This is a genomic window from Faecalibacterium sp. Marseille-Q4896, from assembly GCF_017377615.1.
Lineage (GTDB): Bacteria > Bacillota > Clostridia > Oscillospirales > Ruminococcaceae > Faecalibacterium > Faecalibacterium taiwanense.
In genome coordinates this window covers 514,367-529,638 of record NZ_JAFREG010000001.1, presented here as the reverse complement: position 1 = coordinate 529,638, position 15,272 = coordinate 514,367, and the positions used below count along the sequence as shown (strand labels likewise).

8 protein-coding genes are annotated in these 15,272 nt (G+C 57.0%); all 8 read left to right on the top strand.

Annotated features, from left to right (window positions below):
* Window positions 1–481 precede the first annotated feature (481 nt).
* The 8 genes from J3348_RS02740 (at window position 482) to rpsL (ending at window position 15,138) form a co-directional block, all read left to right on the top strand.
* Complete coding sequence (locus J3348_RS02740) at window positions 482–1,420, top strand: CAP domain-containing protein (protein WP_207698239.1); 939 nt, start codon at window positions 482–484, stop codon at window positions 1,418–1,420.
* Between the two features lie 195 nt (window positions 1,421–1,615).
* The gene (locus J3348_RS02735) at window positions 1,616–2,236 is read left to right on the top strand and encodes a YigZ family protein (RefSeq protein WP_097774833.1); all 621 of its coding nucleotides are present in this window, start codon (window positions 1,616–1,618) and stop codon (window positions 2,234–2,236) included.
* Between the two features lie 167 nt (window positions 2,237–2,403).
* Entirely contained in the window at window positions 2,404–3,402 is a 999-nt protein-coding gene (locus tag J3348_RS02730) for a deoxyguanosinetriphosphate triphosphohydrolase (RefSeq protein ID WP_207698238.1), read from the top strand.
* A 25-nt stretch (window positions 3,403–3,427) separates the two neighbouring features.
* The gene (gene dnaG, locus J3348_RS02725) at window positions 3,428–5,203 is read left to right on the top strand and encodes a DNA primase (protein ID WP_005940187.1); all 1,776 of its coding nucleotides are present in this window, start codon (window positions 3,428–3,430) and stop codon (window positions 5,201–5,203) included.
* 50 nt (window positions 5,204–5,253) lie between these two features.
* Complete coding sequence (rpoD, locus tag J3348_RS02720; RefSeq protein ID WP_120079519.1) at window positions 5,254–6,333, top strand: RNA polymerase sigma factor RpoD; 1,080 nt, start codon at window positions 5,254–5,256, stop codon at window positions 6,331–6,333.
* 544 nt (window positions 6,334–6,877) lie between these two features.
* On the top strand, window positions 6,878–10,720 hold the full coding sequence (locus tag J3348_RS02715) for a DNA-directed RNA polymerase subunit beta (protein WP_097778125.1): 3,843 nt from the start codon (window positions 6,878–6,880) through the stop codon (window positions 10,718–10,720).
* Between the two features lie 128 nt (window positions 10,721–10,848).
* Entirely contained in the window at window positions 10,849–14,421 is a 3,573-nt protein-coding gene (rpoC, locus tag J3348_RS02710) for a DNA-directed RNA polymerase subunit beta' (RefSeq protein WP_097781921.1), read from the top strand.
* 288 nt (window positions 14,422–14,709) lie between these two features.
* The gene (gene rpsL, locus J3348_RS02705; protein ID WP_005940205.1) at window positions 14,710–15,138 is read left to right on the top strand and encodes a 30S ribosomal protein S12; all 429 of its coding nucleotides are present in this window, start codon (window positions 14,710–14,712) and stop codon (window positions 15,136–15,138) included.
* Window positions 15,139–15,272: the final 134 nt, after the last annotated feature.

The following is a 15,272-nucleotide window of genomic DNA, read 5'->3' as shown; positions in this document are numbered from 1 at the left end:
TTGTTGCAGAAAGTACAGCCAAAGGCTGGCTGCAGCCCAGAAAAGGGCTGCGGAAGGGGAGTGAGACGGAAAAAGCGCACACAAAAGTCTGTTACACTTTGAAATATGCATATAAGCGAATAAACATACAGAAAAATGCATGAAAAACATTGCAGAAAAGGTGTAGAAAAATAAAATGCAACACGTTAAGTGTGACGAAACAATCCTGAAAACGGTGAAGTGCAACACGGACGTAACAAATTTACGGTATCTTGGATGAACCTGTTGCGCTTGTGAAACGTTTTCGGAACGGGAAATTTTGATTTTTTTGCATTTTCTCTCAAAAAATTGACAGAAACCCCTTGACGATGAGATGCTATTGTGATACTTTTGTTGCACAAAAGCAACACATTTGAAACGGAAGAGTTGCAAATGTGTTGCAGTACGCATTCACATGAATGCAAAAAAGCTTTTATATACAAAAGCTTACGGAGGATGTCTTATGAAACTCGAGATGCGCACCCTGAAGAATATCGCAGCAGCAGCTATGACTTTGGCTGTGGTTTTTGGTGCTGCATCTCTTAAGCCCGTTACTGCAAACGCAGCTGAGGCTTCGGTTTCTGCCTCCATCGAAGAAGAAAATTCCTACATCAGCTTTCAGGACGAAGCTTATCAGAACGAGTTCCTGCGCCGCGTAAACAACGAGCGCGTAAAGGCTGGCCTGAAGCCCGTTCAGCTGGGCGACAGCAACCACAATAGTGCCGCTCAGGAGCGCGCTAAGGAACTGGCCTCTTCTTATTCCTACGTTCGTCCCAATGGCCAGCGCGATTTTACCATCTTCGCAGAGAATGGTATCGACGATGCGTCCGTTGGCGAAAACTACATAGCTGGCGTTTCTACCCCCGATGCAGCGGTGGATCAGTGGATGAACATTGATTTCGCACGTGAGCGCATGCTGAATGCGGATGTGACCACCATGAGCGTGGGCCACTACGAAGGCGGCGTTTACAACAACTACTGGGTGCTGATCTTCTCTTGCCCCGAAAACTCTTACACCAGCAACTACCGTCAGGAAGTTCTGAATCTGGTCAATGCCGAGCGTGCAAAGTACGGCCTGCAGCCCCTGGTCATGGGCGATGCAAAGCTCACCGCAGCTGCTCAGCGGCGCGCCGAAGAGATCGCAACCGTCAATTCTCACGTTCGTCCCAATGGTACCAAGTGGTACACTGTTCTCAGCGAGTACGGCGTGACGGATGCCGCTGCTGGCGAGAATGCCGCATGGGGCAGCGTTTCTCCTGAAGAAGTCGTGAATGCCTGGATGAACTCCGAAGGCCATCGCGCAAACATTCTGGATCCCGAAGCCCGTGCAATGGGTGTTGGCTACTACTACAACAGCTCCAGTACTTGGGGCCATCAGTGGATCCAGCTCTTTACGAAGTGATCATCTGCTTTCTTCTAACAAAAGATCGGCTGAGCTGCAAGGCTTGGCCGATTTTTTGCTGCGCTTTTTTCTGGCAGAGGACATGCGGGCAGCGGTACCAGGAGCTGGCCTTGACGCAAAAACGTATGCGGCAGTGGTTGCACAACGGACGATTTATGTTATACTTGTTTTGAATAACATGCAGGAGGAACCACAGTGGAGGATTACCGCACCATCCATGGCACGGCCACAGGAGAATACGAAGAAAAGAAGAGCCGCTTCATTGCGGCGCTGTCATTTGCGGACAGCGAGGAAGCTGCCGTTGCATTTCTGGAACAGGTGCGTGCGGCCAACCGCACCGCCCGCCACAATGTGTATGCCTACCGCCTGAGGGAAGGCAACCGGGAACGCTATTCAGATGATGGTGAACCGGCCAAGACGGCGGGCACACCAGCGCTGGAGGTGCTGCAGCACAGCGGCCTGACGGATCTGATCGTGGTGGTGACCCGTTACTTTGGCGGTGTGCTGCTGGGCACCGGCGGCTTGGTGCGTGCATACACCACGGCTACGGCCCGTGCACTGGAAAATGCCGAGGTGGTCACGGTGCGCAGCGTGGTGGAGCTGCGCGTGACGGTGGATTACTCCCTTTATGAGCGTGCATCGCTGCTGATCGATGCGGCGGGAGCAAAACAGGCCGCGCCGCAGTTCACGGATCGCGTGACCCTGTGCTGGCAGATGCCGGAACACACCGAAGGCCCGCTGCTGGAACAGCTGCGGGAGCTGACGCGCGGCAGCGCGCAGGTGACGGTATCCGACCCGTTCTACGCACCGTTCTGAACCCGGAAGCGGCAAAAATAAAAAAGCAAGCATTATTTTGCGAACCGACAGGCTTTTTCCCCCTTCGACAAAGCGGGTGTGCTACAATTGCCGCAGACGCAGCAATTGGGATCGGCTGTGCCGAAACAGAGAGGGGGAATGGCGACAAAAAGGGAGGGCGACTTTGTATGGATGTACGTCAGCGCACAGAAGAGATCGAACATATGACCTTCGCGCTGTGGGCTACCTTCAGCGACCAGAGCCGCGGCCGCATGCTGCCGGAAGAGCAGGACCCGATCCGGCCGGTGTTCCAGCGTGACCGTGACCGGGTGCTGCACTGCAAGGCATTCCGACGGCTCAAACAAAAGACGCAGGTGTTCCTCTCGCCGGAGGGAGACCTGTACCGCACCCGACTGACCCATACGCTGGAGGTCTCGCAGATCGCGCGGACCATTGCCCGCGCTCTGCGGCTGAACGAAGATCTGACTGAAGCGATCAGCCTTGCCCATGATCTGGGCCACACGCCGTTTGGCCATGCCGGGGAGCGCGCGCTGAATGAGCTGTGCCCGGACGGCTTCAAGCACTACATGCAGAGCCTGCGTGTGGTGGACAAGCTGGAAAAGGACGGCCGGGGCCTGAACCTGACGTGGGAGGTGCGCAACGGCATCGTGACCCACACAAAGGGCACCTGGGCGGCAACGCCGGAAGGGCGCATCGTGCGCATGGCGGATCAGATCGCCTATGTGAACCATGACATTGAGGACGCGGTGCGCGCCGGTGTGCTGGACCCAGCCACCCTGCCGAAGGAATGCACCGCCGTGCTGGGCCAGACAAAATCTGCCCGCATCACCACCATGATCAACAGTATCCTTGCCAACAGCGATGGGGATGTGAAGGTGGGCGCAGAGGAAAACGAAGCCTTCCTTGCGCTGCGGGATTTCATGTACGCCACCGTGTACGTGGACAAGACCGCCAAGCGGGAAGAGCAGAAGGTGGACAAGGTGATCGGGGAACTGTACGATTACTACCTGAACCATGTGGACCGGATGTCCAACTTCTACATCCAGCTGGCTTATCAGGAGGGCGGAGAACGCGCAGTGACCGATTACATCAGTGGCATGAGCGATGAATTTGCCATCCGTACTTTTGAGGAATTGTTTGTGCCCCGGAAGTGGCATGTCCTATAAATCCGAAAGGTCGTTTGAAAGATCTATGATCCCACACGAATACATTGAAGAACTGACCCGCCGCACCGACATTGTGGAGCTGGTGGGCAGCTATGTGCAGCTCAAGCGCAAGGGACGTTTGTATGGCGGCCTGTGCCCCTTTCACAGCGAAAAAACGCCCTCATTCTACGTCTACCCGGACACCCAGAGCTTTTACTGCTTTGGCTGCGGCGCAGGCGGCGATGCCATTACCTTTACGAAAAAGATCAACAGCATCGATTACCCGGAGGCCGTTAAGCTGCTGGCAGCGCGGGCCGGTATGCCGGAGCCGCAGGAGGACGACAAAACAGGCCGGATGCGCAGCCGCATCCTCTCCATGAACAAGGAGGCGGCACGGTTTTTCCACGCCTGCCTGAACTCCACCGTGGAGGAAGCCCGGCAGGCCCGTGCCTACTGGCGGCGGCGCGGTCTGGACGACAAGACGATCGTCCGGTTCGGGCTGGGCTATGCGCCAAACGACGGACAGGCGCTGTATCAGTTCCTGCGCGATAAGGGCTACAATCAGCAGGAGCTGGATGCCAGCGGCCTGTTCAAGCGCAGTGCGTCCGGCCGCATCTACTGCCTGTTCTGGAAGCGGGTGATGACCCCCATCTTTGACCTGCGCGGCAACATCATTGCGTTTGGTGGGCGCGTGCTGGACGATTCCAAACCGAAATATGTCAACAGCCCGGAAACGCTGGTGTACCACAAATCAGAGACGGTGTTTGCGCTGCAGATCGCAAAGCGCAGCGCGGTGCGCCGGTTCGTGCTGTGCGAGGGCTACATGGACGTGATCAGTATGCATCAGGCAGGCATCGACACAGCAGTGTGCGCCTGCGGCACGGCCCTGACCCCGGAGCAGGTGCGGCTCATCAGCGAGTATGCTGACGAGGTGATCCTGAGCTACGATTCGGACGAAGCAGGCCAGAAGGCCACGCTGCGCTCGCTGGAACTGTTCCGCAACAGCCCGGTAAAGGTGGGCGTGCTGCAGATCCCCGGTGCAAAGGACCCGGACGAGTACATCAAAAAGTATGGCGCAGAGCGATTCAAAGCCCTGCTGGACGGTGTGGGCAATGCACTGGACTTCCGGCTGGGCCGTCTGCGCAGCCAGTACGATCTGGCACAGGATGCCCAGCGGCTGGAATACGTGAAGGAAGCTGTGAATATGCTAGCAGAGCGCTCCAACCCTACCGAGCAGGAAGTGTATGCGGGGCGTCTGGCTGAGGAGACCAACATCTCCAAAACAGCTATCATGACCCAGCTGGAGACCGCCGTGAAGAGGGCGGGCAGCAAGCACCGCTGGGAGAAAAAGCAGCAGGCGCTCAAGTCCGGTGAGATGAATCAGATCAACGTGCCGTACAGTGCGGGCGGCAGTCAGGCGCTGGGCATTGCCAGCGCACAGCAGCGACTGCTGGCGGCCATGCTGCGGGAGCCGCACTATATCGATCTGGTGCAGGGGCAGCTGACCGCAGAACAGTTCGTGCTGCCGCAGCAGAAGGAGCTGTTTGAAGCCATGCTGCGCTGCCGACAGGAGGGCATTGAGATCAGCCTGACCACGCTGCGCGCTTTTGTAAGCGAAGAAGCGCTGAATGAACTGAGCCATCTTGCGGCACAATACAGCGATGTGAATTGTACGCCGGATGATATCCGGCTGTATCTGGACCGCATTGCCCGGGGGATGCCCATGGCAGGCAAGGCGGCGCATATGTCCAATGAGGAACTGAGTGATTACCTCCAGTCGATGCGCGAAAAGAAGCAGGGAAATGTGCCTGTAGAAGAATGATCCCCCGCTTTCCCCTCCGGCTGGAGCAGGAGAGGAAAGGAGCAGGAACCATGCAGAAATTGTCGCAAACGGAGGAATTGGCCAGAACATTGGCTGCGCGGGCACGCCACCATGCCCTGACACCGGAGCAGATCAGCCGTGCCATGGACGAACAGGATTACGATGTGGCGCAGCTGGACGAGCTGTATACGGCACTGGAGGACCGCGGCGTGCACCTGACCGAAGAGGAAGCGGACCTGCCTGCGTTGGATGAAACGCAGATCGGCAGGCTGGAACATGAGCTTTCGGCAGAGGGGGTGGCGCTGGACGACCCGGTAAAGGCCTATTTGAAGGAGATCGGCCGGGTGCCGCTGCTGACGGCAGAACAGGAAACGGAGCTTGCCCGTGCCGCGCAGGCCGGGGATGAGGATGCCCGGCGGAAGCTCAGCGAAGCGAACCTGCGGCTGGTGGTGTCGGTGGCAAAGCGCTATGCAGGGCGGGGCCTGCCGTTTCTGGATCTCATTCAGGAAGGCAATCTCGGTCTGATGAAGGCGGCGGAAAAGTTTGAGCCGGAGCGCGGCTTCAAATTTTCCACCTATGCCACGTGGTGGATCCGTCAGTCCATCACCCGCGCCATTGCAGATCAGGGGAGGACCATCCGCATCCCGGTGCACCTTGTGGAGAGCATCAACCGGGTCAAAAAGACGACGGGTGACCTGCTGCGGAAAAATGGCCGGGAGCCTACCGCGGAAGAGATCGCTGTTCAGCTGGACATGGAGCCGGACCGTGTGCGGGAATTGCTGCAGCTGGCGCAGGACCCTATCAGCTTGGAAACGCCGGTGGGCGAGGAAGAGGATGCCCACCTTGAAGATTTTATTCAGGACGAGGATGCAGGCGTCCCGGTGGATGAAGCCGGGCGGCAGCTGCTGCGGCGGGAACTGTTCAGCGTGCTCAAAAGCCTGACACCGAGGGAAGAGCGGGTGATCGCACTGCGCTTCGGGCTGGAGGATGGCCGGGCGCACACGCTGGAAGAGCTGGGTAAGGAGTTCAATGTGACCCGGGAGCGGGTGCGGCAGATCGAAGCCAAGGCCCTGCGCAAGCTGCGGCATCCCAGCCGTGCAAAACGCCTGCGGGATTATCTGGATGAGTGAACGATTATAATTGCCGCCGCTTGCGCTCTGGCAATATTAGAGAAAACATTATTTTTATATTTGCAGCTCAGAAAAGCCTGCGAGCTTTTCTGAGCTGCTTTTTCACAAAAAAGGGCCGCAAGGGAAAACGGGCATATCCGACTGTAAAAGTAATACGCCAAAACACAAGGGCAAAGATAGACAAATTGCACAAGGGGATTATGAACAGGAACGTGCAAAATAAAAAAATCAAGCCCTAAAACAGCAAAACGCAACACGCTGCCGGGCGTGCGAAAATGAAAGAAAAATAAATTTGTTTTGGCAAAAATCTGAAAAATGGCTTGACAGCAAGGCTTTTAGGGTGTATACTGCATTAGTATCACATAATGGACTAGTGCGCCAAAAAGGGGAATACGCAGGCGGCGGCTGGACGGGTCAAACCGAAAAGTTTGTGAAAAACGCCGAAAGGTTCCCTTCGACGCGGGTCGAATTATGTGTGTCTGCTCAAATTTGACCCGTGTATACGACATCCCGTAGAGTATAAAAGTAAGGAGTGGTTGATTTTATGATGAAAGTCAAGCCCGTAAAGCTCGGCAAAACCGAGCGCATGAGCTTCTCCCACATCGACGAAGTCATCAGTATGCCGAACCTGATCGAGGTCCAGAAGAACTCTTATCAGTGGTTCCTGGACGAGGGCCTGAAAGAGGTCTTCCACGATATCGGCACCATTGAGGACTACACCGGCAATCTGGCACTGAGCTTTGTGGACTTCCGCCTGGACAAGGAGCCGAAGTACAGCATCAAGGAGTGCAAGGAGCGCGACGTGACCTATGCAGCACCCCTGCGCGTCACCGCCCGTCTGCTGAACAAGGAGACCGGCGAAGTGAAGGATCAGGAGATCTTCATGGGCGATTTCCCGCTGATGACCGATGCCGGCACCTTTGTGATCAACGGTGCAGAGCGTGCTATCGTCAGCCAGCTGGTGCGTTCTCCCGGCGTGTTCTACGGCGATGCCAAGGATAAGGTGGGCAACGACCTGTACAGCGCCACCATGAACCCCAACCGCGGTGCATGGCTGGAGTACGAGACCGATGCTTCCGATGTGTTCTATGTCCGTATCGATAAGAACCGCAAGCTGCCTGTCACCGTGCTGTGCCGTGCACTGGGCCTGTCCACCAACGAGGACATCCTGAACTTCTTTGGCGACGATGAGCGCATCCTCGCTACTCTGGAAAAGGATACCACCAAGAATCAGGAAGAGGGCCTGCTGGAAGTCTACCGCAAGCTGCGCCCCGGCGAGCCTCCCACGGTGGAGTCTGCTACCAGCCAGATCAACATGCTGTTCTTCGACCCGCGTCGTTATGACCTGTCTCGTTTCGGCCGTTATAAGATGAACAAGAAGCTGTCTCTGGCACGCCGCATCACCGGTCAGGTGGCTGCTGAGAATGTGGTCGCTCCGCTGACCGGCGAGATCCTGATCGAGGCTGGTGCCAAGATCACCCGCGAGCTGGCCGAGAAGGCTGACAATGCCGGTGTGAATCTGGTCGTGCTGAAGCTCGACGATCCCATGAAGGAAGAGAGCCGGAAGATCAAGGTCATCACCAACGGCTGTGTGGATGCACAGGGCTTCTTCTCCTTCGACGTGAAGGAGTGCGGCATCAACGAGCGCTGCTCCTTCGATGAGATCAAGAAGATCCTCGACACCACCTCTGATGTGGAAGAGCAGAAGGAGATGCTGCGCCGCAACCACGACCAGCTGATCGGCCGCACCGTTACGGTCGCCGATATTCTGGCTTCCATCAACTACCTGAACGGTCTGGGCCACAATATTGGCACCACCGATGATATCGACCATCTGGGCAACCGCCGCATCCGCAGCGTGGGCGAGCTGCTGCAGAACCAGTTCCGCATCGGCTTCTCCCGCATGGAGCGCGTCATCCGTGAGCGCATGACCCTGCAGAGCCAGGATCAGAGCGTCATCACCCCGCAGGCCCTCATCAACATCCGTCCGGTGGTGGCAGCCATCAAGGAGTTCTTCGGTTCTTCTCCGCTGTCCCAGTTCATGGATCAGAACAACCCGCTGGCTGAGCTGACCCACAAGCGCCGCCTGTCTGCTCTGGGCCCCGGCGGTCTGAGCCGTGACCGCGCAGGTTTCGAGGTCCGCGACGTTCACTACAGCCACTACGGCCGTATGTGCCCCATCGAGACTCCTGAAGGCCCCAACATCGGTCTGATCTCCTATCTGGCATCTTACGCCAAGATCAACGAGTACGGCTTCGTGGAAGCTCCGTACCGCAAGGTCAAGAAGATCTATGACGAGAACGGCAACCTGAAGGAACAGGTCGTCACCGACGAGGTCGAGTATATGACCGCTGATGTCGAGGACGAGTACGTTGTGGCACAGGCCAACGAGCCGCTGGATGAGGGCAAGCACTTCGTGCGTCCCCGCGTTTCTGCCCGCCGCCGCGACGAGATCCTTGAAATTGATGCAGAGAAAGTCGATTACATGGACGTTTCTCCGCGAATGATGGTCTCTGTTGCTACCGCCTGCATCCCCTTCCTGGAGAACGATGACTGTAACCGTGCTCTGATGGGTTCCAACATGCAGCGTCAGGCAGTGCCTCTGATGGTCACCCAGCAGCCCATCGTTGCTACCGGTATGGAGTACAAGGCTGCTACCGACTCCGGCACCGCTGTTCTGGCAAAGAATGACGGTATCGTTGAGAAGATGGATGCCGATCATGTTGTTGTGCGCAACAACAAGGGCGAGCTGGAGGATTATCCTCTGGTCAAGTTTGCACGCTCCAACGCAGGCACCTGCATCAACCAGCGTCCCATCGTGGAGGTCGGCGAGAGTGTCAAGGCCGGTCAGGTGCTGGCCGACGGCCCTGCAATGCGCAACGGCGAAATTTCTCTGGGTAAGAACGCTCTGATCGGCTTCATGACCTGGGAAGGCTACAACTACGAGGATGCCGTTCTGCTGAACGAGAAGATCGTGCGCGAGGACGTGTACACCTCCATTCATATTGAAGAGTACGAGACCGAGAGCCGCGACACCAAGCTGGGACCCGAAGAGATCACCCGTGATATCCCCAACGTTTCTGAGGATGCACTGAAGGATCTGGACGAGCGCGGCATCATCCGCATCGGTGCCGAGGTCAAGAGCGGCGACATTCTGGTCGGTAAGGTCACCCCGAAGGGCGAGACCGAGCTGACCGCTGAAGAGCGCCTGCTGCGCGCCATCTTCGGCGAGAAGGCACGCGAAGTGCGTGATACTTCTCTGCGCGTGCCCCATGGTGCATACGGCATCATTGTGGATGTCAAGGTGTTCACCCCGGAGAACAGCGACGAACTGCAGCCCGGCGTGCGCGAGGTCGTCCGCTGCTATATTGCCCAGAAGCGCAAGATCAGCGTTGGCGATAAGATGGCAGGCCGTCACGGCAACAAGGGTGTCGTTTCCCGCATTCTGCCGCAGGAGGACATGCCCTACCTGCCCGACGGCACTCCGCTGGACATCGTGCTGAACCCTCTGGGCGTGCCTTCCCGTATGAACATCGGTCAGGTGCTGGAAGTCAACCTGGGCTACGCTGCCAAGGCATGCGGCATCAAGGTCATGACTCCCGTCTTCGATTCCGCTCGTGAGAACGACATCGGCGATACCTTTGATACCGCCCGCGAGATGTGGCATGGTGAGAATGCTCCTGCATATCCCACGAAGCTCCCCAAGATCATGGGCGAGAAGGGACACATCATCGACTTCTCCAAGATCGAGCTGGACCGCGATGGCAAGACCACCGTTTACGATGGCCGCACCGGCGAAAAGTTCGATAACCGCGTTACCGTCGGTTATATGTACTACCTGAAGCTGCATCACCTGGTCGATGATAAGATCCATGCACGTTCTACCGGCCCCTACTCTCTGGTCACTCAGCAGCCTCTGGGCGGCAAGGCCCAGTTCGGCGGCCAGCGCTTTGGCGAAATGGAAGTCTGGGCACTGGAAGCTTACGGCGCTGCTTACACTCTGCAGGAGATCCTGACCGTCAAGTCCGACGACGTGGAGGGCCGTGTGAAGACCTACGAGGCCATCGTTAAGGGTGAGCCGATCCCGCAGCCCGGCATCCCCGAGTCCTTCCGCGTTATGCTGAAGGAACTGCAGTCTCTGGGTCTGGATGTTGTTGTTCAGGACAAGGACGGCAACGAGATCGACATGCGTCAGAACTTCGACGACGAAGAGACCGGCTTTGATATGCGCGATGTTGCCGGCACTGAGAACGTCGTGCAGGAGAGCGAACTGCTCAACGATTATAATATTAAGGATGCCGATGCCGGTTTCGATGATCCTTCTGTGCTGGAGGACAATAACTCCGGTGCCGAAGCTCCCGCTTCTTCTGACGAAGTAGATTTCTGATCAGACAAAGAACACAAGCCTCAAGCCCCCTGTTCCGCGTGCTGCGGCAGGGGAGAGGGGCCTGTGGTCTGAACAAGAAAGCCGCCTGTATCATCGAGACAACTAGAGATTAAGAAAGGGTTCGTTTCATGGAAAACAACGTTTTCGATTCCATCAAGATCGGCCTTGCCTCCCCGGAGCAGATCCGCAACTGGAGCTACGGCGAGGTCAAAAAGCCTGAGACCATCAACTACCGTACCCTGAAGCCGGAGCGCGACGGCTTGTACTGTGAGCGCATTTTTGGACCTACCAAGGACTGGGAGTGCCACTGCGGTAAGTATAAGCGCATCCGCTACAAGGGCAAGATCTGCGACCGCTGCGGCGTTGAAGTGACCAAGGCCAAGGTCCGCCGTGAGCGCATGGGCCACATTGAGCTGGCCGCTCCCGTCAGCCACATCTGGTACTTCAAGGGCATCCCCAGCCGCATCGGCCTGATGCTGGACATCAGCCCCCGCCTGCTGGAGAAGGTGCTGTACTTTGCAAGCTATATCGTCACTGATCCGGGCGCTACCCGTCTGGAAAAGAAGCAGCTGCTCACCGAGAGCGAGTATCGTGAGATGCGCGACCACTACGGTGATGAGTTCGAGGCTGCTATGGGCGCTGAGGCCATTCAGGATCTGCTGAAGGAGATCGATCTGGATCAGCTGAGTGAAGAGCTGACTGCCGAGGTGGAAAAGTCCTCCGGCCAGAAGCGCGTGCGCATCCTCAAGCGTCTGGAAGTAGTTGAGGCATTCCGCATTTCCGGCAACCGTCCTGAATGGATGGTCATGGATGTGCTGCCTGTTCTGCCGCCTGACCTGCGCCCCATGGTCCAGCTGGACGGCGGCCGTTTTGCCACCTCCGACCTGAACGACCTGTACCGCCGCGTGATCAACCGCAACAACCGTCTGCGCCGTCTGCTGGAGCTGGGCGCTCCCGACATCATCGTGCGCAACGAGAAGCGTATGCTGCAGGAAGCAGTGGACAGCCTGATCGACAACGGCCGCCGCGGCCGTCCGGTCACCGGACCCAACAACCGCGCACTGAAGAGCCTTTCCGATATGCTGAAGGGTAAGCAGGGCCGCTTCCGTCAGAACCTGCTGGGCAAGCGTGTTGACTACTCCGGTCGTTCTGTTATCGTCGTCGGCCCTGAGCTGAAGATGGATCAGTGCGGTCTGCCCAAGGAAATGGCTCTGGAGCTGTTCAAGCCCTTTGTCATGAAGGATCTGGTGGAGAAGGGCATTGCCAACAACATCAAGTCCGCCCGCAAGATGGTGGAGCGCGCTAAGCCCGAAGTGTGGGACAGCCTGGAGACCGTGATCAAGGGCCACCCCGTTCTGCTGAACCGTGCACCTACCCTGCACCGTCTGGGCATTCAGGCTTTCAACCCGGTGCTGGTGGAGGGCCGTGCAATCAAGCTGCACCCGCTGGCATGTACCGCATTCAACGCCGACTTCGACGGTGACCAGATGGCAGTGCATCTGCCTCTGGGCGAGGATGCCTGCCGTGAGGCCAAGATGCTGATGCTGGCTTCCGGCAACCTGCTGAAGCCCTCTGACGGCGCACCTGTTACCGTGCCTACGCAGGATATGATCCTGGGCAGCTACTACCTGACCACCGTTCGTGAAAATGACGAGGGCGCAGGCAAGGTGTTCCGCGATGAGAACGAAGCCCTGATGGCTTATGCAGAGCACATCGTTACCCTGCACGCACCCATCAAGGTGCGCCGCACCATGACCATTGACGGCGTGGAGCGCACCGGTCTGGTGGAAACCACCGTCGGCCGCATCATCTTCAATAACCCTGTTCCTCAGAATCTGGGTTATATCGACCGTACTGATCCCGAGCACTGGCTGGAGTATGAGGTCAGCTTCCGCGTGACCAAGAAGACTCTGCCCGACATCATTTCCCGCTGCATGACCCGCAACGGCACCCGCAAGTGTGCAAAGATGCTGGATGCCATCAAGGCACAGGGCTACAAGTACTCCACTCTGTCTGCAATCTCCGTCGCTGTGTGCGACGCTGTGATCCCGCCGCAGAAGCAGGAACTGATCGCTGAGGCTGACCAGCAGATCGCAAAGGTCGGCAAGCTGTTCAACCGCGGCCTGATCTCCGACAACGAGCGTTACAACCAGACCATCGCCATCTGGCAGGCTACCACCGATAAGGTCTCCAAGGCTCTGGCAGACAACCTGCCCAAGGATAATGAGATCTATATGATGGCAGACTCCGGTGCTCGTGGTTCTATGAACCAGATCAAGCAGCTGGCCGGCATGCGCGGCCTGCTGGCAAACACCGCTGGCCACACCATCGAGATGCCCATTCGTGCCAACTACCGTGAAGGTCTGAATATTCTGGAATATTTCGTTTCTGCCCGTGGCGCCCGTAAGGGTCTGGCCGATACCGCTCTGCGTACCGCTGACTCCGGTTACCTGACCCGCCGCATGGTCGATGTCTCTCAGGATGTCATCGTGCGCGAGATCGACTGCGGCACCACCGACGGCCTGTGGGTGTCTGAGATCCACGAGGGCAAGGAGAAGATCGAGAGCTTCCGCGAGCGCTTGATCGGCCGCTTCGCTGTGGGCGATGTGGTCAACCCCGTCACCGGCAAGGTGATCGTGCCGGAAGGCAAGATGATCGACCTGTACGATGCAAACGAGATCGAGGCTGCTGGCATTACCAAGCTGAAGATCCGCAGCCTGCTGACCTGCCGTGCAAAGACCGGTGTCTGCGCACGCTGCTACGGTTCCGATATGGCAAACGGCGAGCCGGTCCGTCTGGGCGAGTCTGTCGGCGTTATCGCCGCAGAGTCCATCGGCGAGCCTGGTACTCAGCTGACCATGCGTACCTTCCATACCGGCGGTATCGCATCTGCTGAAGATATCACGCAGGGTCTTCCCCGTGTTGAAGAGCTGTTCGAGAGCCGCCGTCCCAAGAGCATGGCCATCATGAGCGAGATCTCTGGTGTCGTTTCTCAGGACGATACCAAGAAGAATGTCGTTATCAAGGTGACCGGCAAGGACGAGAACGGTGCCGAGGTTGTAAAGAGCTACTCCATCCCGTTCACCCAGCATTCCCGCGTGATGCCGGGCGACCGTGTGGAGAAGGGCGACATCATCACCCGTGAAGGTGTTCTGTATCCGCAGGATATTCTGGCAATCAAGGGTCTGGAGGATGTCCAGAACTACCTGATCAACGAAGTTCAGAAGGTCTACCGTCTGCAGGGCGTTGAGATCAACGATAAGCATATCGAAGTCATCGTCCGTCAGATGTGCCGCAAGGTGCGCGTGACGGATTCCGGTTCTTCCAACCTGATCGGCGGTGCACTGGCAAGCCGTCTGGAAGTGGAGAGCATCAACGCCGATCTGCAGCAGCGCATCGACGCTGGTGAAGAGGGCCTGAAGCTGGTTGAGTACCAGCAGGTGCTGCTGGGCATCACCAAGGCTGCTCTGGCAAACGACTCCTTCCTGTCCGCTGCATCCTTCCAGGAGACCACCCGCGTGCTGACCGAAGCTGCCATCAAGGGCAAGGTCGACCCGCTGGCCGGCCTGAAGGAGAACGTCATCATTGGTAAACTGATCCCCGCAGGTACCGGTCTGCCGGAAGTCCGTGAGGATCTGAAGAACCGTGAGGCTGAGCGCGATGCTGAGATCGCTGCCGAACAGGCAGCTGCTGTACAGTAAGCAAAGCTCCTTCTTCTGAAATAAAACAATGGACCGCTCTGTGGGCATCCGCCTGCAGGGCGGTTTTTATATGCCCGGAAAAGCGGAAACAGGGGAGAAAACTGTGCGTTTTGCGTCGAAAAAATGCTGAAAGAAAAAATCTGGAATAAATGCAAAAAACTTTGCAAAAACTGTTGACATCCGCCTGTAAAGCGAGTATTATATAACTGTTGCGCATCCCTCATGGGGATAGTGCGGCAAAAAAGTCGGAAAAAGTCCGATGTGCATTATTAAGAAAGGAGAAACAAAATGCCTACTTTTAACCAGCTTGTACGCAAGGGCCGTCAGGTTCTGGCTACCAAGAGCACCGCTCCCGCACTGCTGAAGAGCTACAATTCTCAGAAGAAACAGTATTCTGATCTGAACAGCCCCCAGAAGCGTGGTGTCTGCACTGCTGTTCGTACCATGACCCCCAAGAAGCCCAACTCTGCTCTGCGTAAGGTTGCTCGTGTCCGCCTCACGAATGGTATCGAGGTCACCTCTTACATTCCCGGTATCGGCCATAACCTGCAGGAGCACTCCGTCGTGCTGATCCGTGGCGGTCGTGTTAAGGACCTGCCCGGTGTGCGTTACCACATCATCCGTGGTACCCTGGATACTCAGGGTGTGGCAGGCCGTAATCAGGCCCGCTCCAAGTACGGCGCAAAGCGTCCTAAGGCCGGTGCTGCAAAGAAGTAATTGAGGACAACCGCCATAAACGGCTTTCCATTATATAAATAACAAGTCCGCTTGCAAAGCGGAGGGCAACAGTTTATGTAAAGGTCAGCTCTTTGTGACACAACGGGAGTTTTATTACTTTCGAGTACCGATGA